This window comes from Microvirgula curvata, assembly GCF_054781615.1.
This window is the reverse complement of record NZ_BAAGUB010000035.1, coordinates 215097-240430: the sequence shown is the minus strand read 5'-3', so window position 1 is coordinate 240430 and position 25334 is coordinate 215097. Positions and strand designations below refer to the sequence as shown.

The following is a 25334-nucleotide window of genomic DNA, read 5'->3' as shown; positions in this document are numbered from 1 at the left end:
TGTGTTTCCTTGTTGCGGGTTGGCGACTTACATCAGCTTGCTCTGAGCCACGTGGCTCAGAAGATCGTTGACGCTGGTGTGCATCACCTCCACGAACATCTGCGGATAGAGGCCCATGCCGAGCACCGCGATGGCCAGCACCGCCAGGATCAGGAACTCGCGCTTGTTCACGTCTTTCAGCTCGGCCACCTTTTCGTTGGCAACGTCACCGAAGATCACCCGCTTGTACATCCACAGCGTGTAGGCAGCGCCGAAGATCAGCGTGGTGCCGGCGAAGAACGCGAACCAGAAGTTGACCTGCACCGCGCCCATGATGACCATGAACTCGCCGACGAAGCCCGACGTGGCCGGCAGGCCGGCGTTGGCCATCGCAAACAGCAGCGCGAACGCGGCATAGATCGGCATCTTGTTGGCCACACCGCCGTAGTCGGCGATATTGCGGCTGTGCAGGCGGTCGTACAGCACGCCGATGCTCATGAACATGGCGGCGGACACGAAGCCGTGCGAGATCATCTGCACCAGCGCGCCTTCGACTGCCCACTGGTTCAGCTGGCCGTCAGGCGTGAACATGAAGAAGCCCAGGGTGACGAAGCCCATGTGCGCGATCGACGAATACGCGACCAGTTTCTTCATGTCGGTCTGCACCAGCGCCACCAGGCCGATATACACCACCGCAATCAGCGACAGCACAATCATCAGCCACTGCAGTTCGCGCGCGGCATCCGGCACGATCGGCAGCAGGAAACGCAGGAAGCCGTAGGCGCCGAGCTTCAGCGTGATGGCGGCCAGCACCATCGAACCGCCGGTCGGGGCTTCCACGTGCGCGTCCGGCAGCCAGGTGTGCACCGGGAACATCGGCACCTTGACCGCGAACGAGAAGAAGAAGGCCACGAACAGCAGGATCTGCGCCGTCATCGACAGCGGCACCATGTGGAACTTCAGGATCTCGAAGCTCCCCTGGGCCTGGAAGTACAGGTAGATGAACGACACCAGCATCAGCAGCGAGCCGAGCAGCGTGTACAGGAAGAACTTGATCGACGCATACACGCGACGCGGTCCGCCCCATACGCCGATCACCAGGTACATCGGGATCAGCATCGCTTCGAAGAACACGTAGAACAGCACGGCGTCCAGTGCGGCGAACGCACCGTTGATCAGCCCGGACATGATCAGGAAGGCGGCGAAGTACTGCGCGACGCGCTTCTCGACCACCTGCCAGCCGGCCAGCACCACCAGTACGGTAGTGAAGCTGTTCAGGATGACCAGCCACATCGAGATGCCGTCGACACCCAGATGGTAGTTGATGTTAAGACTGGCGAACCACGGGGTGAACTCCTCGAATTGCATGCCGCCATGCAGTGGCGTGAAATCGAAGTACAGCGGCAACGACAATGCGAAGCCAGCCAGTGCACCGACCAGCGCGATGACTCGCGCCAGCGATGCGTTCCGGTCCCCTCCGGTAGCCAAAGTCAGCAACCCGGCCACGATCGGGACCCAGATCACCAGACTGAGCAGATTCTCACTCATTTTCGAACCTAGCTTTTCTTTCTAAATCGTCTACAGGTCTTAGAAGCCGACCACGAATAGGGTGAGCAGCACCAGCACGCCGATGACCATGGCGGTGGCGTAGCTGTAGATGAAGCCCGTCTGCACCTTGCGTACCACCGCGGCCAGCGAACCGACCACGCGGGCCGAGCCGTTGACGATCAGTCCGTCAATCAGGGTCTGATCGCCGATCTTCCAGAAGCCGGTACCGAGCAGGCGCGAGCCCTTGGCGAATACGGCAAAGTACAGATCGTCCATGTAGTACTTGTTGTCCAGCAGGGTGTAGATCGGGCTGGCGGCTTTGCGGATCGCGGCGGGAATCTGCGGCGCGACCATGTAGAACACGTAGGCAGTTGCCACCCCGGCGATGGCCAGCCACAGCGGCAGCGTCGACAGGGCATGCATGCTCATCGCCGCCGCGCCATGGAACTCTTCGGCGATGACGGACATCGCAGGGTGGAGTTCGGCGTTGACGAAGATGGCCTGCTTGAAGAAGTCGCCATACAGCATCGGTTCGATGGTGAAGTAGCCGATCAGCAGCGACGGGATCGCCAGCAGCACCAGCGGCAGCGTCACGACCCACGGGCTTTCATGCGGCTTGTCGTTCGGGCCCAGACCGTGGTGATGCTCGCCGTGGTCGTCGCCATGATGGTCATGGTGGCCCTTCTGCATCCAGCGTTCCTTGCCATGGAAGACCAGGAAGTACAGGCGGAAGCTGTAGAACGCGGTGACGAACACACCGGCGATGACGGCGAAGTACGCGAACTGCGCGCCCGGCAGCGTCGAGGCATGCACGGCCTCGATAATCGAGTCCTTCGAGTAGAAGCCGGAGAAGAACGGGGTGCCGATCAGCGCCAGCGAACCGATCAGGCTGGTGATCCAGGTAATCGGCATGTACTTGCGCAGGCCACCCATGTTGCGCATGTCCTGATCATGGTGCATGCCGATGATCACGCTGCCGGCGGCCAGGAACAGCAGCGCCTTGAAGAACGCGTGCGTCATCAGGTGGAACACGGCGACGTTGTAGGCCGAGGCGCCGAGCGCGACGGTCATGTAGCCGAGTTGCGACAGCGTCGAGTAGGCGACGACACGCTTGATGTCGTTCTGCACGATGCCGAGGAAGCCCATGAACAGCGCCGTGATCGAGCCGATGACCAGCACGAAGGACAGCGCGGTATCGGACAGTTCGAACAGCGGGCTCATGCGGGCGACCATGAAGATGCCGGCCGTCACCATGGTGGCGGCGTGGATCAGCGCCGAGATCGGCGTCGGGCCTTCCATCGAGTCAGGCAGCCACACATGCAGCGGGAACTGGGCCGATTTGCCCATCGCGCCGATGAACAGCAGGATGCAGGTCACGGTCATCAGCGACCAGTCGGTGCCAGGGATCAGCTGGATGGTCGCGTCCTTCAGTGCCGGCGCGTTGGCAAACACTTCGGTGTAGTTCAGCGAACCGCCGAAGTAGTACAGCACCATGCCGATGCCGAGCGCGAAGCCGAAGTCACCGACCCGGTTGACCAGGAAGGCCTTCAGGTTGGCGAAGATCGCGGTCGGACGCTTGAACCAGAAGCCGATCAGCAGGTAGGACACCAGGCCCACCGCTTCCCAGCCGAAGAACAGCTGGACGAAGTTGTTGCTCATCACCAGCATCAGCATCGAGAAGGTGAACAGCGAGATATAGCTGAAGAAGCGGTTGTAGCCGGGGTCTTCCGCCATGTAGCCGATGGTGTAGATGTGCACCATCAGCGACACCGAGGTCACCACGACCATCATCATCGCCGTCAGCGAGTCGATCAGGAAGCCGACCGAATAGGTATGGCCGGCAACGGTCAGCCAGGTGTAGACGTCACCGTTGAACGGTTGCGCGCCGTTCAGGATGCCGCTCAGAACGCTGATCGAACCGACGCACGACACGGCCACCCCGAGGATGGTCACCATGTGTGCGGCGCGCCGACTGATCGCCCAGCCGAACAGGCCGGCAATCGCGGAACCCGCGAGAGGCGCCAGCGCGATCAGCAGATAGAGGCTTTTCATGTCCATTTTTTTGTCTCTATTCCCTGTGTGCTTAGCCCTTCAGGCTGCCCAAGTCTTCAACGTTGATCGTGTTCAGGTTGCGGAACAGCACAACCAGAATCGCCAGACCGATCGCGGATTCCGCCGCGGCCACGGTCAGGATGAAGAACACGAAGATCTGCCCTGCCGTATCACCGAGGTAATGCGAGAAGGCGATGAAGTTGAAGTTGACCGCGAGCAGCATGAGTTCGATCGCCATCAGCAGCACGATCACGTTCTTGCGGTTCAGAAAGATGCCGAGCACGCTTACCGCAAACAGAACCGCGGCCAGCACGAGGAAGTGCGTCAGTGTGAGCATGTGTTTTTCCTCCCTTTCGCGCCTTAGGCGTTGTTGTCGGTTGTCGGCGCGTCTTCGGCGTCGTCGCGCTTTACGGCCGCCATCTTGACGAGGCGGACGCGGTCATCGCGTTTGACCACTACCTGGGTAGCCGGATCGACCCACTTGGTTTCCTTGCGCTGGCGCTGGGTCAGCGCAATCGCGGCAACGATACCGACCAGCAGCAGCACGGCGGCCAGCTCGAACGGATACAGGTAGGTGGTGTACAGCTGCAGGCCGATGTCGCGGACGTTGCTGTAGTCGGCAGCCAGCGGCGCCGGCGCTTCGAGTCCGAGCTGGGCATTCGGGCCGCCGAGCACGTAGACCATCTCGGCGATCAGCACGACGGCCACCACCAGCGCGAACGGCAGATGCTTCCAGAACCCTTCACGCAGCTTGTCGAAGTTGATGTCGAGCATCATGACCACGAACAGGAACAGCACCATCACCGCGCCGACATAGACCAGCACCAGCGCGATGGCCAGGAACTCGGACTGCAGCAGCAGCCAGTGGCCGGCGGACACGAAGAAGGCAAGCACGAGGTTGAGCGCCGCGTGCACCGGGTTTTTCGAGGTAATGACCCTCACCCCGGCGAACAGCAGCAGCGCGGACAGCGCGTAGAACAGAATCAGCTGGAACGTCATGCTTTCCCCTTAGCGGTATTTCGCGTCGAGTTCGCGGTTCTTGGCGATCTCGGCCTCGTAGCGGTCGCCGACGGCGAGCAGCATCGGCTTGGTGTAGTAGAGGTCGCCGCGCTTTTCGCCATGGTATTCGAGGATGTGCGTCTCGACGATGGAGTCCACCGGACAAGATTCCTCGCAGAAGCCACAGAAAATGCACTTGGTCAGGTCGATCTCGTAGCGGGTGGTGCGGCGCGTGTTGTCCTCGCGCTTTTCCGACTCGATATTGATCGCCATCGCCGGGCAGACGGCTTCGCACAGCTTGCAGGCAATGCAGCGCTCCTCACCGTTCGGGTAGCGACGCAGCGCGTGCAGGCCGCGGAAACGCGGGCTGATCGGGGTCTTTTCTTCCGGGTACTGCACGGTGATCTTGCGGGAGAAGAAGTGGCGGCCGGTAACCGCCAGCCCCTTCACCAGTTCCGTCAGCAGGAAGGTCTTGAAAAAGTTCTTGATCATGGTCTTTTCTCCCGCCTCAGTTCCAGATGGACAGCGGGCTCATCATCCACACACCCACCAACACCAGCCACACCAGGGTCACCGGGATGAACACTTTCCAGCCCAGACGCATGATCTGGTCATAGCGATAGCGCGGGAAGGTGGCGCGGAACCACAGGAAGCAGAACAGGATGAATGCGATCTTCAGCACCAGCCAGTGGAAACCGCCAGCGCCCAGGAACGGAACCGATGCCGGGAACGGCGACAGCCAGCCGCCGAGGAACATCAGCGAGGTCAGCATCGCGATCAGGATCATGTTCGCGTATTCGGCCAGGAAGAACACCGCGAAGGCCATGCCCGAGTATTCAACGTGGAAGCCGGCAACGATTTCCGATTCGCCTTCCGCAACGTCGAACGGCGCGCGGTTGGTTTCGGCCACACCCGAGACCAGGTAGACCACGAACATCGGGAACAGCGGCACCCAGTTCCACGACAGCAGCGAACCGCCTGCCATGCCGTGGCCCTGCTGGGTAACGATGTCGACCAGGTTCAGCGAGCCGGTCACCATCAGCACGCACACCAGGGCAAAGCCCATGGCGATTTCATACGACACGATCTGCGCCGCGGAGCGCATGGCGCCGAGGAATGCATACTTCGAGTTCGAGGCCCAACCGGCCACGATCACGCCGTACACGCCGATCGACGTGATGGCCATGATGTACAGCAGGCTGGCGTCGATATTGGCCAGCACCAGTTCCGGCGAGAACGGGATCACCGCCCAGGCGGCCAGTGCCGGTCCGATCGACAGCAGCGGACCGAGGATGAACAGGCCCTTGTTGGCCTTGGTCGGGAAAATGATTTCCTTGGTCAGCAGCTTCAGCGCATCGGCGATCGGCTGCAGCACACCCTTGATGCCGACGCGGTTCGGGCCGATCCGCAGCTGCATGTAGCCGATGACCTTGCGCTCGGCGAGCGTCAGGTAGGCCACGCAGCCCATCAGCGGCAACACGATGACCACGATCTTCAACAGCGTCCAGGCGGCCAGGCCGAGGTCCTGACCGAGCAGGCTTTGCAGGAGTTCCACGGCTTACCCTCGCTTCAGTTCAATGGTGTCGAAGAAACCGCCGAGCGCGGCCGTTTCCGCCAGCGCGGCCGCCAGGCGGACCACGCCGGGCGGGACGCCGGCATCGGCCTCGATCGTCACCCGGGCTTCGCCACCCTGCTGGACCGCCAGCGCTTGCGCGCCGTGTTCCAGACCGAGTTGCGCCAGCGTGTCCGGATGGACGCGGGCCAGGGCGGCTTCACGCGCTTCGCGGGTCTGCTGCAGGCTCGGGGCGCGGCGGACCAGCGCATCGGTCGCATACAGCGGCACGTCGGCCAGGCGTTCCAGCCCCGCCGCTGCCGGCACGGCCAGCGACACGGCAACGCCGTTCACGCCATTGTTCAGGCGGGTGGCAAGGTCGCCGGCGACTTCGAGCGCTTCGACGCGAACGTCTTCGGCCGTCTCGTAGTCGAAGCCGGCGGCACCGAGCAGATTGCCCAGCACGCGCAGTACCTTCCAGGCCGGACGGGTTTCGCCCAGCGGACGCACCACGCCGTTGAAGGTCTGCAGGCGGCCTTCCATATTGATGAAGCTGCCGGCGGTTTCGCTGAACGGCGCGATCGGCAGCAGCACGTCGGCGTATTCGAGCAGTTCCGGCGTCCTGAACGCGGTCAGGGCGGCAACCATCTTCGCATTGGCCACGGCGGCGCGCGCCTGGCGGGCGTTCGCGGTGTCAAAGTCGAGTTCGGTATTCAGCAGCACATAGGCCTGACGCGGCTCGGACAGCATTGCACCGGCATGACGACCGCCCGTTGCCGGGCGGCAGACCAGTTCGGCGCCGACCGAGTTGGCAGCCTGGCCGAGCACACCGGCAGTGGCGCCGCTCAGGCGGGCGATGTCGTTGGCCAGCGCCAGCAGTTCGGCGAAGCGCGGATGATGTTCGGCCTGGGCACCCAGCAGCACGGCGGCATCGCCTTCGGCGGCGATCAGGCTGGCGGCAATGGCGCGGGCATCGTCATCGGCTTCGATATTGCGCACGTCAACGGTCGGCGAGGCATCTTTGGCTTCGGCCACGGCACGCAGCACGCGGGCCAGCGTGTCGACCAGCGCCGACGGCTTGACCACGGTCTTGACCCGGGTGTCGCACAGCAGCGCGTCGTCGGCCAGCGCAAGCACATTCAGTTGCGTGCCCTTCTTCACCGCCTGGCGCAGGCGGGCAGCGATCAGCGGCTGCTCCTTGCGCAGATTCGAGCCGATCAGCAGCGCAGATTTGAGCGTGCTCAAACTGGCGACGCTGCGGCCGAGCCACAATGCGCCCTGCTGTTTTCCGTCGGCACGGAAGTCGGCGCGGCGGCCACGGGTATCGACGTTGCCGGTCCCGAGCGCACTGGCCAGTTTTTTGACCAGCAGCAATTCTTCCAGCGTCGAATGGTTCGAGGCCAGGAAACCGATGGCGTCGGCGCCGTCGCGGGCGACGATGTCCTTCAGCGCATGCGACACATAATCGAGTGCGCCGGCCCAGTCGGTCTCAAGCCATTTGCCATCCTGCTTGACCATCGGACGGGTCAGGCGGTCGGCGCCATTCAGGGCTTCGTACGAGTAGCGGTCGCGGTCGGCGAGCCAGCACTCGTTCAGTTCTTCGTTTTCCAGCGGCAGGACGCGCTTGACCTCATGGCTCTTGACCTGAACGATCAGGTTGCTGCCGAGGCCGTCGTGCGGGCTGACCGAACGGCGACGCGACAGTTCCCACGGCCGGGCGCTGTAGCGGAACGGCCTGGAGGTCAGGGCGCCGACCGGGCACAGGTCGATCACGTTGCCGGAGATTTCCGAGTCCACGGTCTTGCCGAGGAACGGCAGGATTTCCGAGTGCTCGCCACGGTTGGCCATGCCGATTTCCTGCAGGCCGCCGATTTCCTCGGTGAAGCGGACGCAGCGCGTGCAATGGATGCAGCGGCTCATTTCTTCGGCCGAGACCAGCGGACCCATGTCCTTGCCTGCGACGCTGCGCTTCTCTTCCTGATAGCGCGACGCGCCGGCACCGTAGCCGACCGCCAGATCCTGCAACTGGCACTCGCCGCCCTGGTCACAGATCGGGCAGTCGAGCGGGTGGTTGATCAGCAGGAATTCCATCACGCCCTTCTGTGCCTTGGTGGCCAGATCGGAATGCGTGAACACCTTCATGCCGTCGGTCACCGGGGTGGCACAGGCCGGCAGCGGCTTCGGCGCCTTTTCCACTTCGACCAGGCACATGCGGCAGTTCGCAGCGATCGACAGCTTCTTGTGGTAGCAGAAGTGCGGGATGTAGGTGCCGACGGAGTGGGCGGCTTCCATCACGGTGCTGCCTTGCGGCACCGTCAGTTTCTTACCGTCAATTTCGATTTCAAGCATCGCTCAACACCATTTGTGATTCACCAGCGGCTTCTTGTGTTCGATCAGGTACTCGAACTCATTGCGGAAGTGCTTGGTGAAACTGCGAACAGGGAACACGGCGGCATCAGCCAGCGCACAGATGGTGCGACCTGCCATGTTGTTGCCGACCGAATCGAGCAATTCAAGATCGCCCGGACGGCCTTCGCCGTTGGCGATGCGATGAATCACGCGGTAGAGCCAGCCGGTGCCTTCACGGCACGGCGTGCACTGGCCGCACGATTCCTCGTGGTAAAAATAGGCCAGACGCTCGAGCGCCCGGACCATGCACACGTCCTCGTTCATGACGATGACCGCGCCGGAACCGAGCATCGATCCCGCCTTGGCGATCGCGTCGTAGTCCATCGTGCAGTTCATCATGATCTCGGCCGGCAGCACCGGAGCGGACGAACCACCCGGGATCACCGCCTTGAGCTTCTTGCCATCGCGCATGCCGCCGGCCATTTCCAGCAGTTCGGCGAACGGCGTGCCGAGCGGGACTTCGTAGTTGCCGGGGCGGTTGACGTGGCCGGATACCGAGAACAGCTTGGTGCCACCGTTGTTCGGCTTGCCCTTGTCGAGGAAGTTCTGCCCGCCGTCGCGCATGATGAACGGCACCGACGCGAACGATTCGGTGTTGTTGATCGTGGTCGGCTTGCCGTACAGGCCGAAGCTGGCCGGGAACGGCGGCTTGAAGCGCGGCTGGCCCTTCTTGCCTTCCAGCGATTCGAGCAGCGCGGTTTCCTCGCCACAGATGTAGGCGCCGTAACCGTGGTGACCGAACAGGTCGAAGCAGAAATCGGAACCGTTGATGTTGTCGCCGAGCAGGCCGGCCGCGCGGGCCTGGTCCAGTGCGGCTTCAAAGCGCAGGTAATCCTCGAACACTTCGCCGTGGATGTAGTTGTACGCGCGTTTCACGCCCATCGCATAACCGGCGATGATCATGCCCTCGATCAGCGCATGCGGATTGAAGCGCAGGATGTCGCGGTCCTTGAACGTGCCCGGTTCGCCCTCGTCAGTGTTGCAGACCAGGTACTTGTCGCCCGGGAACGAACGCGGCATGAACGACCACTTGAGGCCGGTCGGGAAACCTGCGCCGCCACGGCCGCGCAGGTTGGATCCCTTGACCTCGGCGATCACGTCTTCCTGCGGGATCTTGCTGTCGAGGATCTTCTTCAGCGCGACATAGCCGCCGCGCTGCAGATACGCGTCGAGCGTCCAGCAGTTCGGATCCGAGGTGTCCACGCCGTCGAAAATGACGCCGGAAGTGTAGACGGCCATTATTCGAACTCCGCCAGTTTCTTGTCGATGGCTTCACGATTCATGAAGCTGCACATCTTGTGGTTGTTCACCAGCATGACCGGTGCGTCGCCACAGGCGCCCATGCACTCCCCTTCCACCAGCGTGAACTTGCCGTCGGCGGTGGTCTCACCATAACCGATACCGAGCTTGTGCTTCAGGTAGTCGCCGGTGTCCACACCACCCGACAGCGCACAGGGCAGGTTGGTGCACACGGTCAGCTTGTACTTGCCGACCGGCTTGAGGTCATACATGTTGTAGAACGTTGCGACTTCGTAGGCGGCGACCGCCGGGATGCCGAGGTAATCGGCAACGAACTCGATCAGTTCGGTGGTCAGCGCGCGCTCCGCCGGCGTGCTGCCGGTGGCGTGACGCTCGGTCTGCGCGATGCGCAGCGCCGACATGACGGCCGAACGGGCCTGGTCGGCCGGGTATTTGGCGACCTCGCGGTCGATCTGCTTGAGGGCTTCTGGCGACAACATCAGCGGTCAATCTCCCCGAATACGATGTCCTGCGTGCCGATGATCGACACCACGTCGGCCAGCATGTGGCCGGTGGACATTTCGTCCATGCCGGCGAGATGCGCATAGCCGGGGGCGCGGATCTTCAGACGATAGGGTTTGTTTGCGCCGTCGGAAACGAGATAGATGCCGAACTCGCCCTTCGGGTGCTCGATGCCGCAGTAGGCTTCGCCTTCCGGCACGTGCATCCCTTCGGAGAAGAGCTTGAAGTGGTGAATCAGCTCTTCCATGTTGGTCTTCATCGACTCGCGCGACGGCGGCGCAACCTTGTGGTCGTCGGTGATGACCGGGCCCGGATTCTTGCGCAGCCAGTCGACGCACTGCTTGATGATGCGGTTCGACTGACGGAATTCTTCGATACGGACCAGGTAGCGGTCGTAGCAGTCGCCGTTGACGCCGATCGGGATGTCGAAATCCATGCGATCGTAGACTTCGTACGGCTGCTTCTTGCGCACGTCCCAGGCGATGCCCGAGCCACGCAGCATCGGACCGGTAAAGCCCAGTGCCAGTGCACGCTCCGGCGATACCACGCCGATGCCGACCGTACGCTGCTTCCAGATCCGGTTGTCGGTCAGCAGCGTTTCATATTCGTCGACACAGGCCGGGAAGCGGCGGGTGAAATCGTCGATGAAGTCGAGCAGGCTGCCCTGACGATTTTCGTTCAGGCGTGCCAGTTCGCGATCATTCTTAAGCTTGGAGAAAGTGTACTGCGGCATCGTGTCCGGCAGGTCGCGATAAACGCCGCCCGGACGGTAGTACGCCGCGTGCATCCGCGCGCCGCTGACGGCTTCGTAGCAGTCCATCAGGTCTTCGCGTTCGCGGAACGCGTACAGGAACAGCGTCATCGCGCCAATGTCGAGCGCGTGGGCGCCGATCCACAGCAGATGGTTCAGGATGCGCGTGATTTCGTCGAACATCACCCGGATGTACTGGGCGCGCAGCGGCACCTCGACCCCGATGAGTTTTTCGATCGCCATCACATAGGCGTGCTCGTTGCACATCATCGACACATAGTCGAGACGGTCCATGTACGGCACGCTCTGGATGAAGGTCTTCTGTTCGGCCAGCTTCTCGGTGCCGCGATGCAGAAGCCCGATGTGCGGGTCGGCACGCATGACGACTTCGCCGTCGAGTTCGAGCACCAGCCGCAGCACGCCGTGAGCGGCCGGGTGTTGCGGACCGAAGTTCAGCGTGTAGTTACGGATTTCAGCCACCGTAGTTCTCCTCGCGGATGATGCGCGGCGTGATTTCACGCGGCTCGATGGTCACAGGCTGGTAGATGACGCGGCCTTCGGTCGGGTCGTAGCGCATTTCCACATGCCCGGAAACCGGGAAGTCCTTGCGGAACGGGTGGCCGACGAAACCGTAGTCGGTCAGGATGCGGCGCAGGTCCGGGTGACCGTCAAAGACGATGCCGAACAGGTCGAACGCTTCGCGCTCGAACCAGTTGAGGCCCGGCCAGATGTCGACCAGCGACGGCACGACCGGGAAACTGTCGTCTTCAGCGAAGAAGCGCACGCGAACGCGCAGATTGTGCGCGACGGACAGCAGGTGGAGCACGACCGCGAAACGGGCGCCGTCGTAGGCGCCGTCCTTGTAGGTGCTGTAATCCATCCCGCACAGGTCGATGCACTGTTCGAAACCGGCTTCGTCGCGCAGCAGGCGACAGGATTCGACGATGGAGGAGGCTTTGCAGACGAGCGTCAGCTCGCCGAGGGCAGTGGTCGCCGACACAAGCCGGTCGCCAAGAAGCGATTCGGTCTGCGCCTTCAACGCGTCCAGGTACGATGCCATGGGCGTTTACCTTTTAACGGGCGATGGTACAGGTACGTTTGATCTTGCTTTGCAGCTGAATGATGCCGTAGAGCAAGGCTTCGGCCGTCGGCGGACAGCCGGGCACGTAAACATCCACGGGAACGATGCGATCGCAACCGCGTACCACCGAGTACGAGTAATGGTAGTAGCCGCCGCCATTGGCACAGGAACCCATGGAGAGTACCCAGCGCGGCTCGGCCATCTGGTCGTACACCTTGCGCAGGGCCGGAGCCATCTTGTTGCACAGGGTGCCGGCGACGATCATCAGGTCGCTCTGGCGGGGACTGGGCCGGAAGATGATGCCGAAACGGTCAAGGTCGTAGCGCGCCGCGCCGGCCTGCATCATTTCCACAGCACAGCACGCCAGGCCGAACGTCATCGGCCACAGCGAGCCGGTGCGGGTCCAGTTGATGACCTTGTCGGCCGACGTGGTGATGAAGCCCTTTTCCAGTACGCCTTCTATTCCCATTCCAGCGCTCCTTTTTTCCACTCGTAGATAAAACCGACCACGAGAATCGCGAGGAACACCAGCATGGCGACAAAGCCGAACATGCCGATTTCCCGCAGCACGACGGCCCACGGGAACAGGAAAGCAATTTCGAGATCGAACAGAATGAAAAGAATGGCCACGAGGTAGTAGCGGACATCGAACTTCATGCGGGCGTCTTCAAACGCCTCGAAGCCGCACTCGTAAGGAGAGTTTTTTTCCGGGTCAGGACGGCTGGGAGAGATCAGCTTGCCCAGAAGCATTGCAACGACACCCACCACGACGCCAATAATGACGAACATGAGGATGGGAAAGTAGTTCTCCAACATTTCCCGTGTTACCCCCAAAAAAAAGGGAGCCTGGCTCCCTTTATTTGCACACCGGTCAATCCGGCTTTGATTTTTGGTGCCGACAGTGAGACTCGAACTCACACAGCCTATGGCCACTACCCCCTCAAGATAGCGTGTCTACCAATTCCACCATGTCGGCATCAGAAAAACTTGTCAGTCCGGAATTTTTCCGTTCTGCACAGGATTCTGATTGTTTGTCGCGCCAGCCGGAGCAGTCGACGGCGCAACAGTCTGTTCAATCGGTTTGGCCATCACACCGAGGTCTTGCTGCTTGCTGCCGCTCGACAGCAGCACAAGGGCCAAACACGTCGCAAAAAAGATCGTCGAAAGGACGGCGGTCGTGCGACTGAGGAAGTTCGCAGAACCGGTCGCACCGAACAGGCTGCCGGAAGCCCCACTCCCGAAAGCTGCACCCATGTCCGCGCCCTTGCCGTGCTGCATCAGAACCAGCACGATTACCGCGAAGGCCGAGATGAGATTAACGATCCAAATCAGCGTCTTAAGAATTTCCATATTCTATCTATTCAGCTGCCGCATGACAAATATTTTTGCACTGCAGCGGATCCAGAAATGCCCCGCCAACCAATGCACCATCTACTTGCGGCAGCGTGAAAATTTCCACGACGTTATCAGCCTTGACTGACCCGCCGTAAAGGAGCGTGATGTTACACGAACCCCCGACGATGTCAAAGAGTTTCCGCCGTATTGCCTCATGCATTTCCGCCACCTGGGCGACCGTTGCGACCTGTCCGGTACCGATCGCCCAGACCGGTTCGTACGCGACCAGAACCGACTCGCGACCACGCAGTGCATCAGCCACTTCATCCAGTTGCGCAAGCACGGTTTCGACCGGATGACCGGCCTGGCGATCCGCCAGTGACTCACCGACACAATACACCGGAAGCATGCCCGCATCGTAACAGCACAACAGTTTTTGTGTCAGTGTTGTAGCCGACTCGGCAAAGTACTGCCGCCGTTCGGAATGGCCGACCAGCACATAGCGGCAGCCGACATCGGCCAGCATCGCGGCGGACGTTTCGCCGGTGAAGGCCCCGTCGTTCGCGAAACGGCTGACGTCCTGTGCCGCCAGCCCCATGTTGCGGCCGGCCAGCAGGGCGCCGACCTGCCCCAGATAGGCTGCCGGCACCGCGACCGCCACGTTGACTGCGTCGCATGCCGGGTCGGCCAGAAGTTCGGACAGCAACGCCGCATTCTTCGCCAGACGGCCATTCATCTTCCAGTTCCCGATCACGAGCTTGGTCATCGTTGCGATCTCTCCTGCATCAAAGGCAAATTCAGTAAACCGCGCATTATATAGATGAGTCCCTCCCTGCTTGCAAAGAGTGCGCCGGGGCGACGGCGGCATTCCACATTGCACATGACGGCAAAGTTGTAATATTTCTGAAAAGGCCACCGCCTACCATGCGTTTCACCTCAACCTGGTTCTCCACGGGAGCTCAACCGATGAAACTGACGATTCGCCTGGCCGCATCAGCCGCCCTTGCCAGCAGCTTCGCCACCGCCTACGCCGCCGACATCACTGGCGCCGGCGCCACCTTCCCCTACCCGCTGTACGCGAAATGGGCTGAAGCCTACAAGGCCAAGACCGGCAACGCGATGAACTACCAGTCGATCGGCTCCGGTGGTGGCATCAAGCAGATCAAGTCGAAGACGGTCGATTTCGGCGCCTCCGACATGCCGCTGAAGCCCGAAGAACTGGAAAAGGAAGGCCTGACCCAGTTCCCGACCGTGGTCGGCGGTGTGGTGCCGGTCTTCAACGTGCCGGGCGTCGCCGCCGGCCAGATCAAGTTTACCGGCCCGCTGCTGGCCGACATCTACCTGGGCAAGGTCAAGAAGTGGAATGACCCGGCCATTCGCCAGTTGAACCCGAGCGTGAAGCTGCCGGACCAGGTGATCACCGTGGTACGTCGCTCCGACGGCTCCGGCACCACTTTCGTCTGGACCAACTACCTGTCCAAGGTCTCCAGCGAGTGGAAGCAGAAGGTCGGCGAAAACACGGCCGTCAACTGGCCGATCGGTGTGGGTGGCAAGGGTAACGAAGGTGTTGCCAACTATGTGACCCGCATCAAGGGTGGCATTGGCTACGTCGAATACGCGTATGCGAAGCAGAACAAGATTTCCTACGGCGCGCTGAAGAACAAGGACGCTCACTTCGTCGTTCCGAGCGAAGACAGCTTCAAGGCGGCCGCCGCCAACGCCACCTGGAGCCCGAAGGACGGCTTCTACCAGATCCTGACCGAACAGCCGGGCAAGGGTTCGTGGCCGATCACCAGCGCCACTTTCATCCTGATGCACAAGAAGGCCGACAAGCCGACCCAGTCGGTCGAAGCGCTGAAGTTCTTCGACTGGGCCTATGGCAACGGCGGCAAGATCGCGCTGGATCTCGACTACATCCCGCTGCCGGACAATGTCCAGAAGATGATCCGTGACAGCTGGAAGAGCCACATTACTGACGCTGCCGGCAAGCCGGTCTGGAAGTAAGCGCCGGACGCGGCGCAGCCCGATGACACATCGTCATGCGCCGCGTTGAGCCGCCTGGGCCGGGGAGGTATGCTTCCCGGCTTTTTCGCTGCACTGTTCTGCCGATTGCAACACCCCGCGCCCGTCGCGGAGCCGGTTCCGCCCTGTTGCCTCGGCCCGCGGGCCCTGTGCGGCTTCCGTCCAACCTGATGACAGGCTCTTTGAGAACCCTATGGACCTCAGCCAATTCGAACGCCAGCTGGCCACCCAACGGCGGCTGGATCTGGTCTTCCGCACCGCCACCCGATTTTTCGCCTTTCTGGTCCTGGCCCTGCTGCTCGGCATTCTGCTGTCGCTGGTCATCGGCGCCATGCCGTCGATCGACAAGTTCGGCCTCGGTTTCCTGACCAGCCGCACCTGGGACCCGGTCAACGAGGAGTTCGGCGCACTGGTGCCGATTTTTGGCACGCTGGTCACCTCCTCCATTGCCCTGCTGATCGGCGTACCGGTCAGTTTCGGCATCGCGCTGTTCCTGACCGAGCTGTGCCCGGCTGCATTCAAGCGCCCGCTCGGCATCGCCATCGAACTGCTGGCCGGCATTCCGTCGATCATCTACGGCATGTGGGGCCTGTTCGTGTTCGCCCCGTTCTTCGCCGAGCACATCCAGCCCTGGATGCTGGACAATCTCGGCCCGATCCCGATCATCGGTGCGCTGTTCCAGGGACCGCCGATGGGTATCGGCATTTTCACCGCCGGCCTGATCCTCGGCATCATGGTGATCCCGTTTATCGCCTCGGTCATGCGTGACGTGTTCGAGGTGGTGCCCCCCATGCTGAAGGAATCGGCCTACGGCCTCGGCGCCACCACCTGGGAAGTCGTCCGCTACGTCGTGCTGCCGTATACCAAGACCGGTGTCATTGGCGGCATCATGCTCGGCCTCGGCCGCGCGCTCGGCGAGACCATGGCGGTGACTTTCGTCATCGGCAATGCGTACCAGATCTCCCCGGCCCTGTTCGAAGCCAGCAACTCGATTGCCTCGGCGCTGGCCAACGAATTCGCCGAAGCCGATGGCGAGCTCTACCTGTCCTCGCTGATTGAACTCGGTCTGATCCTGTTCTTCATCACTTTCGTCGTGCTCGGTTGCTCGAAACTGCTGTTGCTGAAGCTCAAGCAGTCCGAAGGCAAGCAAAGCTGATCCGGAGCGATATCCCATGAACAAAGCGCTCTATCAACGTCGCCGCCTGCTGAACCTGTTCAATCTGGCCATGTCGATGGCGACCGTCGCCTTCGGCCTGTTCTGGCTGGCCTGGATTCTCTACACGCTGCTGTCGCACGGGCTGGCCGGCATCACGCTGGACACCTTCACCAAGGTCACGCCACCGCCTGGCTCGACCGGCGGCCTGGCCAACGCCATCTACGGCAGCCTGCTGATGACTTTCTTCGGCACGCTGATCGGCACGCCGATCGGCATTCTGGCCGGGGTCTATCTGGCCGAATTCGGCACCCGTGGCTGGCTGGCTCCGGCGACGCGCTTCATCAATGACATTCTGCTGTCGGCACCGTCCATCGTCATCGGCCTGTTCATCTACGAGGTGTACGTCGTCAGTGTCGGCCACTTCTCGGGCTGGGCCGGCTCGCTGGCGCTGGCGCTGCTGGTGATCCCGGTTGTGGTCCGCACCACCGAGAACATGCTGCGTCTGGTGCCGAACAGCCTGCGCGAGGCGGCAGCGGCACTGGGTGCCCCGCAGTGGAAGATCATCATGCAGGTCACGCTGCGCGCGTCGAAGACCGGGGTGCTGACCGGCATTCTGCTGGCGATTGCCCGCATCTCCGGCGAAACCGCTCCGCTGCTGTTCACCGCGCTGAACAACCAGTTCTGGAATTCGAACATGAATGCGCCGATGGCCAACCTGCCGATCGTGATCTTCCAGTTCGCCATGAGCCCGTACGAGGACTGGCACACGCTGGCCTGGGCCGGCGCGCTGCTGATCACCTTCAGCGTCCTCGCCCTCAACATCGTCGCCCGCGTACTCGGCAGCAAGAACGCATTGAAATAAGGCCCCGAAATACCATGATCGACAGCAATACCATCAAGCTCCAGGTCAAGGACCTGAACTTCTACTACGGTGCCTTCCACGCGCTGAAGCATATCGACATGACCATCCCCGAAGGCAAGGTCACTGCGTTCATCGGCCCGTCCGGCTGCGGCAAGTCGACCCTGCTGCGCACTTTCAACCGCATGTTCGAGCTGTATCCCGGCCTGCGCGCCGAAGGGGAAATCCTGCTCGACGGCAAGAACCTGCTGGCCAGCGATATCGACGTGAACCTGCTGCGCGCCAAGGTCGGCATGGTGTTCCAGAAGCCGACTCCGTTCCCGATGTCGATCTACGACAATGTGGCCTTCGGCGTGAAGCTGTACGAGCGGATGAACAAGAGCGAGCTGGACGAACGGGTCGAATGGGCGCTGCGCAAGGCGGCCATCTGGGAAGAGGTGAAGGACAAGCTGAACCAGTCCGGCAACTCGCTGTCCGGCGGCCAGCAGCAGCGGCTGTGCATCGCCCGCGCGGTCGCCTCGAAGCCGGAAGTGCTGCTGCTCGACGAACCGACCTCGGCGCTCGACCCGATCTCGACTGCGCAGATCGAGGAACTGGTGCACGAGCTGAAAGAGAACTACACCATCGCCATCGTCACCCACAACATGCAGCAGGCGGCCCGGGTGTCGGACTACACGGCCTATATGTATCTCGGCGAGCTGATCGAGTTCGGCCACACCGATTCGATCTTCACCACGCCGAAGCAGAAGGCGACCGAAGACTACATTACCGGCAAGTTCGGCTGACGACCCGCGGCTTCGCACTCCAGCCGGCCCCGCAGGCCGGTTTTTTCATGCCTGTGAGGACCTCTCTTGCAACACAGGGGCCGCGTTGTCCACGGCATTGCAGGCAGGCGTTTTGCTGGAGGTGCATTGTGACAAGCAAGATCATTGAATCACTGCGCAGCGATCTGGAAGCGCTGCACGCAGCGGGCGCAATCAGCAAGGTGACAATGCGCGAGTTCGACACGATCTGTCCCTCCCCGGTGAAGGCGTTCAGCGCCAGCGACATCAGGCATCTGCGCGAGGTGCTGAAATTCAGCCAGCCAGTGTTCGCACATCACCTGCACACCTCGGCATCGACCGTCCGCAAGTGGGAGCAAGGTGAGACCCGGCCGGCCGGGCCGGCGCTCAAACTGCTCAACATTATCGCCAGCAAGGGTCTCAAGGCCATTCCCTGATCGCAATGGCAGGTGCCTATGGTGCCTTGCCCCCGCTGGGCGTGTCGAAGAACAGCGTGTAGTAGAAATCCAGCGCATTGTCGTCACCGGCCCGCGCCACGGCGGACCAGCGGCGCGACAACTGGTAGGTCAGTTTCACCGTCTGGGTCGCATCGGCCAGCCCCTGTTCGTAGCTCAGGTACAGCTTGTCGGACAGGCGCTTGCCGAGTGTCACCACCTGGGTCGTCACCGAGTCCGATTCGCCGCCGCGGTACGAGAAGCCGCCGGTGCTGCCGGTGGTCGACGACGTGGTCCGGCTTGAGACCGAAATCTCGTCCAGGCCGACCGCGTTGGCAATCTGCTGCTGCACCGGCACCGCATCGGCATCGGACAGCAGCACGCTGGCGGCGGTGAACAGCACATCGGCATCCTCACTGCCGCCGCTCAGCGTCGGCTTGCCAAGTACCAGCCACGCCAGTTTCTCGGTATCGGACACGTTCGGGCTGGAGACCAGCCGCACCAGCGGCCGGTTGACCGTGCCGGACACCTGCACCCCGGCTTCGACCGCCAGCCCCTTGCGCACGGCAAGAATATCCAGGCCCGGATTGTCGATCGGCCCCTGGAAGGTCACGACGCCATGGTCGATGCTCAGGTTCTGGCCATAGGCGCGATAGGCGCCCTCGGTCACCCGCACGGCGCCGGTCGCCGCCAGCGGCTCGGTCGGCGTTGCCCGCACCCGGATCGCTCCACCCAGCGAGGCATTCAGCCCGCGCCCGGACAGTTTGAGCCGGCTGCCGAGGTCGATCATCACGTCCAGGAAGTACGGATAGGTCTTGCGCTTGCGGGCTTCGGCCTCGGTGCGCCCGACCACGATCACGTCATCTCCGAGTTTCAGCTTGTCGCCCTTCGGAATGTCAATCCGCCCCTTGTCGACATTCAGCTTGCCGTCGATCACCACCCCGCGCGGTTCCAGCCGGGCCTGCAGCCCGCCGGACACGGTCAGGTTGCGTTCCGGTCGCGCCAGCGCGTCAAAGTGCTCGAACTGCAGCGCCAGCAGCCCTTCGGACAGTTCCCGCTCGCTGAAACCCAGCCAGCCGGAACCAGTCATCTTGCCGCGGCCACCGGTGAACTCCAGCCCGGACAGCAGCAGGCGACGATCGGCCAGCGTGACATGGAACTGGCCATCGCGCGCCGCCACGCCCAGCTCGGCATCGCGGTAACTGAGGCCGGCCCCATCAAAGCTGCCGCTCAGCCGTCGCGCCTTGCCGCTGCCGCTCGCGCGCAGATCCAGCGCCAGCCGGCCATCGACGGTGGACGTCGGTCCGGCGAACACGCTGGCCCATTTCAGGGATGGCATATTGGCGCTCAGGTGGTAATCGGGCATGCCCATCTCGGCCCAGCGCCAGACGCCGTCACGGCGCGGCACCCGGCTTGTGGCTTCCAGATCGGCCTGACCGAACTGGGTCGACCGCAGCGAGGCCCGGGCCTGGATCCGGTCGCCGGCCAGCTCGCCATCCAGACGCGCGGCGCTGAGTGCCAGCGCGATCGGTCGCGCCAGATCACGATCGGTCACGGTCAGGTCGCCCGCGCTGCGTTCGATGCGGAAGCGTCCCTGCAGTCGCTCGGCAATGCGGATATCCCAGTCGGCGCCCAGCACCAGATCGGTCCGTACCGGCGGCGGTGACGGCAACTTGCCCAGCCACTGGCCGACGTCGACCCGTGTCGCCGAGCCCCGGCTGACAATAACGCCACCGGGCGCCCAGCGCGTTTCGGCCAGGTCCAGCCGTGCATCGAGCACGCCGATCTGCAGACGCCCGATATGCCCCTGGTCGGCGGCCAGGTCCAGCTCGGCCGGCGCGGCCAGTGCCAGACGCCAGCTGCCCCGGTTTTCCAGTTGTTCGACCCGGCCACGCCAGCGCAGCGCCTTGTCGTCCAGTCCGCCGCGCAGGGCCAGCATGGCATCCAGTTGCTGATCGGCAATCCGGCCGCGCACGGCGGCGCGCAGCCGGTGCACCTGCCGGCTGCCGTCCAGGTCGATCGTGGCACTGTCGATGCGCTGGCCAGCCGCCTCGATACCGGCGGCATTCAGCTTGAGCAGCAACGGCGCCGTGGCCGCCCGCGCCACTTTGGCGCTCAGGTCCAGATGGCGCACGCCGATGCCGAACGGGGTGGCGACGCCGTCGGCTTTCAGCGTGGCATCGACTTGCGGCGCATCCAGTGTGCCAACCAGCCGGCCCTGCCCCTGCGCCTTGCCGGCAAAGCCCTTGCCGAACGAGGCCAGACGTGGCGCGTCGAGGCGGAAGTCCAGCACGTCACCCCGGCGACCGAAGGCCCCCTTGGCCGCCAGCCGGTTGCCGGCAGCCAGCAGGCCGATATCGACATCGGACAGGCGGGCATCCTGCCAGGTCAGCTTGCCCTTGCCGGTCAGCGACTCGCCAGCCAGCCGGCTGTCGAGCAGATCGAGGGCAAGCTTCAGTGTCAGCGGCGTGATGGCGCCATCGACATTCAATCGGGCGTTCAGGTCGGTTTGCGGGACTGCAGGCGAGTAACGTGACAGGTCCAGATGCGCCATGGCCGCCCTGGCAGTGAAGCGCTGATCGTCAACCAGCGACAGCTGCCCGCTGGCATCGAGCCGGCTGTTGCCTTCATGGAAGGCGATTTTCGGAATCCGCAGCTGACGCGCGGCACCGATGCCGCTCAGCGCCACCTCCATGTCCAGCCGGCGCGGCCCGTCTCGCAGCGCTGCGCGCATGGCCGGTTCGGACAGGGTGCCGCGCAGTGACAGGGTGCCGTCGATCGCGCTGTGATAACTGTCGACCACTTCGGCGGCATCAATGCCGGCCAGCGAGACATCGAGCGCCAGCTTCTGCTCGCGAATGCCACCGCCAAGCGTGATCCGGCCCCCGGCGGCATCGACATGGCTCGGCTGCAGCTGCAGCGACTGTGCATCAATGGTGAATGCCAGCCCCGCCGAACTCAGCGGCAGCCGTTGCGCAGAAAACGAACCCGGCTGCGCATTGGTCAGCGTCATGCGGCCTGCCGCGCGCAACTTGCCCGGTTGCGGCGCGATATCGGCCGCCAGCGTCAGCAGACTGTGCGGTGCGCTGGCCAGGAATTCGGCCAGGTCGAGATGATCGACCCCCAGCTGGACCTGGCGCACGCGCTGGTACGGCAGGGTGGCGAACGGGGCCAGGGTGGCCACCAGCGAACCACTGGCACTGCCGGCGGCAAACGCGCCGCCGACATGCAGCTCGGTCAGCGAGCCGGTCAGTGCCAGCCGCGTGTCGATCGGTTTTTCCACCGGCGCCGGCACCTGGCCCAGGGCAAACAGGCTGGCCGTCAGCGCAAACGGCTTGCGACCATCCAGCGTGGCTTCACCATGCGCCTGCGCCCATGGCGTGCTCAGCGTATCAATCACCAGCCGGTGACGCCGGCCATCACTGTCCAGCCGCAGTGACAGCTGGCTCATGACCGGGGCAGCGGTCGACGACAGCGCCAGCGACTTCAGGGTGAACGATTGCAGGCTGACGCCCAGCGGCAGGGTCAGCGACGCCGGCGGCGGGCTCGGCGGTTCGTCCGGGCTGGGCCGCAGGTCCAGCTTCAGCGCTCCCAGCGCCAGCGTGTCGATCCGCAACTCGCGCTGCCACAGCGCGCGAGGCTGCCAGTCCAGCGTCAACCGGCTCAGGTCGACGTCGGTGTAGCGGGTGTGGACCCGGATATCGGTCAGGGTAAAGCGCGACAGCAAGTCGCCCTGTGCACCGCCGATCGACAGCGTGTCGCCGGACAGGCGGCTGGCCCAGCCGGCCAGACGCTGCAGGCCGGCACTGTCGCGGGCACTGAACGCCAGTCCGGCCACCAGCAACGGCGGCAGCACCAGCAATACGGCAATGGCACCCAGCAGCCACGGCCAGAGACGGCGGCGCCGGGCAGGCGCGGCTGCCGGGGATTCGGTCGGGGGCGGCGGCGGAAGGGTCGGCATCAAAAGCTCATGTCCAGCGAGAAGTGGAGCCGGATCCTGGCGTCACGCTGGCCATAGGCCAGGTCAAGAGCCAGCGGTCCGACCGGGCTGCTCCAGCGCGCGCCAACGCCATAGCCGACGGCAAAGTCGAAATTCTGCCAGTTTTCGGCCGCGTTGCCGGCATCGGCAAAGACGGCGGCGGCCCAGTCCTTGATCACCGGATACTGGTACTCGGCACTGACCACGCCCAGCACCCGTCCGCCCACGATGGCATTGCCTTCCTTGACGCCGAGATCCTGATAGCCGTAGCCGCGTACCGAGCCGGAGCCACCGGTACGGAACAGCACGTCGTTGGGCACGTCGTTGCCGTCCCGGGCAAAGACCTGACCGACTTCGCCACGCAGGATCATGCGCCCCATCTTCTTGCCCAGCGGCAGGTACCACGCGCCCTTGCCGTAGCTGCGGATGAACGAGGTATCGGTCAGTACCCCCTCAACCGCCCCGGCCAGCTCGACCCGCCATGCATAACCCCGGCGCGGATTCAGCGGATTGTCGAGGTCGCGCCTTGTCCAGGCCCAGCCCAGCATCAGCGCTTCGCGGTAATTGCTGCCTGGTTCGCTGTCGATCGAGGCCCGTTCGCCGACGTAGGTCAGGGAAATGCTGCGATCGATATCCCTGCTGGTACGCGAACGGCTGACGCCATAGCGATACAGATCGGTGGTCAGGTTGTTCGCGTCTTCATGTTCATAGCGGGCAAAGCCGCCCCAAGTGTACAGCTTCTCGTCCAGCGGCAACGCCAGTTGCACGCCAGCCGACTGCTTGTCACGTTCCAGCCGCGCGCCGGCATCGAAGATCCAGCCGCGATCGAGCACATTCACGTGGCGATAATTCATTTCGCCGCGCTCGCCGGAGTCGGTACTGTAGCCAAGACCAAAGCTGACTTTCTGCTGCGGTCCCTCGACCACATCGACATTGACCGGCGCCGCATCGGCGGTGGCCGGGTCCAGATCGGCACGAACGAAGACACTGGCGAAATACGGGGTGTTCTGCAGCCGGGTCTGGAAATCGAGCAGGGTCTGCTGCCGGTACGGGTCCCCTTCGGAGAAGCCGGCCAGTCGTTCGACGATCTGGCGCGGGTAGCTGTTGAGTCCGGTGACCGACAGCGCGCCAAGCGCATAGCGCGGCCCGCTGTCGTAATGTGCGGACAGTTGCGCCTTGTCGGTACCCGGGTCGACCACCGCCCGGCTTTCCGCCAGCTTTGCCGTCGGATAGCGGTCTGCCAGCAGGGTCAGCAACGCGGCCTTTTTCGAACCGTCCCAGCCGGGCTGGCTGAAAGTTTCGCCTTCCTTCAGTGTCCATGCCCGCAGGGCGCGGCGCTCGCGGCGCTCGATATCGTCGTCATTGCGGATCGGGCCGTCGAGACGCAGGTCGACCTTGTCGATGACGACCGGCTCGCCCGGCTCGACCGTCAGGGTGATTTCGGCCGGCGTACTGCCGCTGGCCGGGGTGAAGGCCGTCTCGATCCGGGGGTTGAAATAGCCACGAGTCGACAGCAGGTCCTTCGCATCAGCCGGCATTGCCTGGTACAGCCGTTCGAGCTGTTCGGGCGTCATATCGTCGTATTCACGCCATTTCATGACGTCGAGATGCTCGGCCAGCAGATCGCGGACATCACCCGGGGCCGTGACGGCGACCTCGTACACCGGCGCGGCGACTGCCGGCACGGCCAGGACGAGCGAAACGACAAAAAGGGGAATCGGCGATCGTGCCATGCGCAGGAAAGGGAAGTGGCAGGATAGCTAAAAATACAGGCCGATGGCCAAGCGGTCAAAGACACGGCGCAATCCCGGGCCAGATAGCGTCCGCAATTCCGGCTTGACAGCGGGCTGCGCCTTCGACCACACTGGGTGTCATGAACTCCGTGACTTTCCAGACTTATTCCTTTTATTGGTACCGCACCTCCCCGGGGCGGCTACCGCGTTAAGTCACGAGCAACAGATTTAACCGACATGAATGCCGCCGCGGTCAGGCGGCGTTCGTGTTTTCAGGCAGTGGCGAATACTCCAGACCGCGCGGTTCACAAAAACCGAAGTGGAGCACGCCATGACCGACCCCATCCTCACCCGGCTGATGACGCCGGCAACACCGCAGGCCCTGTCCCGATTACGTGCCAATCCGGCCCGCACCGTACTGATCGACGATGCCGCGTTTCTTGACCAGGCCCCTGACCGCGTCAGCGAGTGCCGCGCCCGTCTGCTCGGCACCGTCACCCACCTGATTACCCTTGGTCTGCACCAGCCGGATCACCATGCACTGGCCGCAACCAGCCGCCTGCCCGAGCTGTACACGCTGACCCATACCCTGCGCGCCCGCCTGCCCGGCCTGGCACCGGCCACCGCCCGCCTGGCCGCAGCCTCGCTGGTCGCCGGCGGCCTGCCGGCCGACGAATGCGAACGCCTCGATGTCATTGACGTCCTGAGCGCAGCCGGTATCGACCTGCCGGAAGGCGAAGCCTTCCACCTGCTGTCGCTTGACGCCCTGCCCCCCGCCGCCCTGGCCTTCGATGCCGCCGACGCCCTGTCGCTGCTCGAAGCCGGCCGCACCCGCCTGACCCGCTGATTTTCCGGCCGCCGCCCCGGTCATGGCGGGGCGGCGGCTGTTTCCGTCTTCACAC

23 protein-coding genes and 1 tRNA gene are annotated in these 25334 nt (G+C 63.3%); 6 read left to right on the top strand and 18 right to left on the bottom strand.

Annotation, left to right across the window (positions count from 1 at the left end; genetic code table 11):
* Positions 1-27: 27 nt before the first annotated feature.
* From ACYVG8_RS16050 to tpiA, 16 genes are all read right to left on the bottom strand, one after another.
* Positions 28-1527 (bottom strand): NADH-quinone oxidoreductase subunit M, encoded by a 1500-nt coding sequence (locus ACYVG8_RS16050; RefSeq protein ID WP_028498001.1) that lies wholly within the window; start codon positions 1525-1527, stop codon positions 28-30.
* Between the two features lie 39 nt (positions 1528-1566).
* The gene (gene nuoL, locus ACYVG8_RS16045; protein WP_107888784.1) at positions 1567-3585 is read right to left on the bottom strand and encodes an NADH-quinone oxidoreductase subunit L; all 2019 of its coding nucleotides are present in this window, start codon (positions 3583-3585) and stop codon (positions 1567-1569) included.
* Between the two features lie 25 nt (positions 3586-3610).
* Entirely contained in the window at positions 3611-3916 is a 306-nt protein-coding gene (gene nuoK / locus ACYVG8_RS16040; protein ID WP_028498003.1) for an NADH-quinone oxidoreductase subunit NuoK, read from the bottom strand.
* 23 nt (positions 3917-3939) lie between these two features.
* Positions 3940-4578 (bottom strand): NADH-quinone oxidoreductase subunit J, encoded by a 639-nt coding sequence (locus ACYVG8_RS16035; protein ID WP_460746277.1) that lies wholly within the window; start codon positions 4576-4578, stop codon positions 3940-3942.
* 9 nt (positions 4579-4587) lie between these two features.
* Complete coding sequence (gene nuoI / locus ACYVG8_RS16030) at positions 4588-5067, bottom strand: NADH-quinone oxidoreductase subunit NuoI (RefSeq protein WP_199489725.1); 480 nt, start codon at positions 5065-5067, stop codon at positions 4588-4590.
* Positions 5068-5086: 19 nt separating this feature from the next.
* Complete coding sequence (gene nuoH / locus ACYVG8_RS16025; protein ID WP_051528632.1) at positions 5087-6133, bottom strand: NADH-quinone oxidoreductase subunit NuoH; 1047 nt, start codon at positions 6131-6133, stop codon at positions 5087-5089.
* 3 nt (positions 6134-6136) lie between these two features.
* Entirely contained in the window at positions 6137-8479 is a 2343-nt protein-coding gene (gene nuoG / locus ACYVG8_RS16020; RefSeq protein WP_107888785.1) for an NADH-quinone oxidoreductase subunit NuoG, read from the bottom strand.
* Between the two features lie 3 nt (positions 8480-8482).
* Positions 8483-9778, bottom strand: coding sequence for an NADH-quinone oxidoreductase subunit NuoF (nuoF, locus tag ACYVG8_RS16015; RefSeq protein WP_028498008.1), 1296 nt, complete (start codon positions 9776-9778; stop codon positions 8483-8485).
* Positions 9778-10278 carry an NADH-quinone oxidoreductase subunit NuoE gene (nuoE, locus tag ACYVG8_RS16010; RefSeq protein ID WP_028498009.1) on the bottom strand — a complete coding sequence of 167 codons (501 nt, stop codon included), beginning with the start codon at positions 10276-10278 and terminating at the stop codon, positions 9778-9780. The genes nuoF and nuoE overlap by 1 nt, the downstream gene beginning before the upstream one ends.
* On the bottom strand, positions 10278-11531 hold the full coding sequence (locus ACYVG8_RS16005) for an NADH-quinone oxidoreductase subunit D (RefSeq protein WP_028498010.1): 1254 nt from the start codon (positions 11529-11531) through the stop codon (positions 10278-10280). The genes nuoE and ACYVG8_RS16005 overlap by 1 nt, the downstream gene beginning before the upstream one ends.
* Positions 11524-12111, bottom strand: coding sequence for an NADH-quinone oxidoreductase subunit C (locus tag ACYVG8_RS16000; RefSeq protein WP_028498011.1), 588 nt, complete (start codon positions 12109-12111; stop codon positions 11524-11526). Before ACYVG8_RS16000 ends, ACYVG8_RS16005 begins: the two co-directional genes overlap by 8 nt.
* 13 nt (positions 12112-12124) lie before the next feature.
* The gene (locus ACYVG8_RS15995) at positions 12125-12601 is read right to left on the bottom strand and encodes a NuoB/complex I 20 kDa subunit family protein (RefSeq protein ID WP_028498012.1); all 477 of its coding nucleotides are present in this window, start codon (positions 12599-12601) and stop codon (positions 12125-12127) included.
* Positions 12592-12948: an NADH-quinone oxidoreductase subunit A gene (locus ACYVG8_RS15990; protein ID WP_028498013.1), complete on the bottom strand. Its 357-nt coding sequence runs from the start codon at positions 12946-12948 to the stop codon at positions 12592-12594. Before ACYVG8_RS15990 ends, ACYVG8_RS15995 begins: the two co-directional genes overlap by 10 nt.
* Before the next feature lie 74 nt (positions 12949-13022).
* Positions 13023-13108: transfer RNA gene (locus ACYVG8_RS15985), tRNA-Leu, on the bottom strand.
* Positions 13109-13122: 14 nt separating this feature from the next.
* Positions 13123-13482: a preprotein translocase subunit SecG gene (secG, locus tag ACYVG8_RS15980; protein ID WP_028498014.1), complete on the bottom strand. Its 360-nt coding sequence runs from the start codon at positions 13480-13482 to the stop codon at positions 13123-13125.
* A 7-nt stretch (positions 13483-13489) separates the two neighbouring features.
* A complete protein-coding gene (gene tpiA / locus ACYVG8_RS15975) occupies positions 13490-14233 on the bottom strand; it encodes a triose-phosphate isomerase (RefSeq protein ID WP_028498015.1) in 744 nt (247 codons plus the stop codon).
* 200 nt (positions 14234-14433) lie between these two features.
* On the opposite strand from tpiA, the gene pstS reads away from it, so the two are divergent.
* The 5 genes from pstS to ACYVG8_RS15950 all read left to right on the top strand — a co-directional run bounded on the left by pstS (position 14434) and on the right by ACYVG8_RS15950 (position 18723).
* Complete coding sequence (gene pstS, locus ACYVG8_RS15970) at positions 14434-15471, top strand: phosphate ABC transporter substrate-binding protein PstS (RefSeq protein WP_028498016.1); 1038 nt, start codon at positions 14434-14436, stop codon at positions 15469-15471.
* Positions 15472-15682: 211 nt separating this feature from the next.
* Positions 15683-16645: a phosphate ABC transporter permease subunit PstC gene (gene pstC, locus ACYVG8_RS15965; RefSeq protein WP_107888787.1), complete on the top strand. Its 963-nt coding sequence runs from the start codon at positions 15683-15685 to the stop codon at positions 16643-16645.
* Positions 16646-16661: 16 nt separating this feature from the next.
* Complete coding sequence (pstA, locus tag ACYVG8_RS15960; RefSeq protein ID WP_036385077.1) at positions 16662-17507, top strand: phosphate ABC transporter permease PstA; 846 nt, start codon at positions 16662-16664, stop codon at positions 17505-17507.
* Positions 17508-17521: 14 nt separating this feature from the next.
* Positions 17522-18289 carry a phosphate ABC transporter ATP-binding protein PstB gene (gene pstB / locus ACYVG8_RS15955; RefSeq protein WP_028498018.1) on the top strand — a complete coding sequence of 256 codons (768 nt, stop codon included), beginning with the start codon at positions 17522-17524 and terminating at the stop codon, positions 18287-18289.
* A 128-nt stretch (positions 18290-18417) separates the two neighbouring features.
* A complete protein-coding gene (locus ACYVG8_RS15950; protein WP_107888788.1) occupies positions 18418-18723 on the top strand; it encodes a helix-turn-helix domain-containing protein in 306 nt (101 codons plus the stop codon).
* A gap of 16 nt (positions 18724-18739) precedes the next feature.
* Here the strand turns inward: ACYVG8_RS15950 and ACYVG8_RS15945 are convergent, their stop codons facing one another.
* On the bottom strand, positions 18740-22681 hold the full coding sequence (locus ACYVG8_RS15945; RefSeq protein ID WP_460746273.1) for a translocation/assembly module TamB domain-containing protein: 3942 nt from the start codon (positions 22679-22681) through the stop codon (positions 18740-18742).
* Positions 22681-24432, bottom strand: coding sequence for an autotransporter assembly complex protein TamA (locus tag ACYVG8_RS15940; protein WP_112691914.1), 1752 nt, complete (start codon positions 24430-24432; stop codon positions 22681-22683). The genes ACYVG8_RS15945 and ACYVG8_RS15940 overlap by 1 nt, the downstream gene beginning before the upstream one ends.
* Before the next feature lie 331 nt (positions 24433-24763).
* Between ACYVG8_RS15940 and ACYVG8_RS15935 the strand changes: the two genes are divergently transcribed.
* Complete coding sequence (locus ACYVG8_RS15935; protein WP_028498021.1) at positions 24764-25279, top strand: hypothetical protein; 516 nt, start codon at positions 24764-24766, stop codon at positions 25277-25279.
* The last annotated feature ends 55 nt before the right edge of the window (positions 25280-25334 follow it).

Coding starts and splice junctions, on each gene's coding strand:
- ACYVG8_RS15995 (WP_028498012.1), bottom strand. CDS start 12,601: ATGGGAATAGAAGGCGTACTGGAAAAGGGCTTCATCACCACGTCGGCC.
- ACYVG8_RS16050 (WP_028498001.1), bottom strand. CDS start 1,527: ATGAGTGAGAATCTGCTCAGTCTGGTGATCTGGGTCCCGATCGTGGCC.
- ACYVG8_RS15945 (WP_460746273.1), bottom strand. CDS start 22,681: ATGCCGACCCTTCCGCCGCCGCCCCCGACCGAATCCCCGGCAGCCGCG.
- pstS (WP_028498016.1), top strand. CDS start 14,434: ATGAAACTGACGATTCGCCTGGCCGCATCAGCCGCCCTTGCCAGCAGC.
- nuoE (WP_028498009.1), bottom strand. CDS start 10,278: ATGTTGTCGCCAGAAGCCCTCAAGCAGATCGACCGCGAGGTCGCCAAA.
- tpiA (WP_028498015.1), bottom strand. CDS start 14,233: ATGACCAAGCTCGTGATCGGGAACTGGAAGATGAATGGCCGTCTGGCG.
- ACYVG8_RS16035 (WP_460746277.1), bottom strand. CDS start 4,578: ATGACGTTCCAGCTGATTCTGTTCTACGCGCTGTCCGCGCTGCTGCTG.
- ACYVG8_RS16000 (WP_028498011.1), bottom strand. CDS start 12,111: ATGGCATCGTACCTGGACGCGTTGAAGGCGCAGACCGAATCGCTTCTT.
- pstA (WP_036385077.1), top strand. CDS start 16,662: ATGAACAAAGCGCTCTATCAACGTCGCCGCCTGCTGAACCTGTTCAAT.
- pstB (WP_028498018.1), top strand. CDS start 17,522: ATGATCGACAGCAATACCATCAAGCTCCAGGTCAAGGACCTGAACTTC.
- ACYVG8_RS15935 (WP_028498021.1), top strand. CDS start 24,764: ATGACCGACCCCATCCTCACCCGGCTGATGACGCCGGCAACACCGCAG.
- secG (WP_028498014.1), bottom strand. CDS start 13,482: ATGGAAATTCTTAAGACGCTGATTTGGATCGTTAATCTCATCTCGGCC.
- ACYVG8_RS15990 (WP_028498013.1), bottom strand. CDS start 12,948: ATGTTGGAGAACTACTTTCCCATCCTCATGTTCGTCATTATTGGCGTC.
- nuoG (WP_107888785.1), bottom strand. CDS start 8,479: ATGCTTGAAATCGAAATTGACGGTAAGAAACTGACGGTGCCGCAAGGC.
- nuoF (WP_028498008.1), bottom strand. CDS start 9,778: ATGGCCGTCTACACTTCCGGCGTCATTTTCGACGGCGTGGACACCTCG.
- nuoL (WP_107888784.1), bottom strand. CDS start 3,585: ATGGACATGAAAAGCCTCTATCTGCTGATCGCGCTGGCGCCTCTCGCG.
- pstC (WP_107888787.1), top strand. CDS start 15,683: ATGGACCTCAGCCAATTCGAACGCCAGCTGGCCACCCAACGGCGGCTG.
- ACYVG8_RS15940 (WP_112691914.1), bottom strand. CDS start 24,432: ATGGCACGATCGCCGATTCCCCTTTTTGTCGTTTCGCTCGTCCTGGCC.
- nuoK (WP_028498003.1), bottom strand. CDS start 3,916: ATGCTCACACTGACGCACTTCCTCGTGCTGGCCGCGGTTCTGTTTGCG.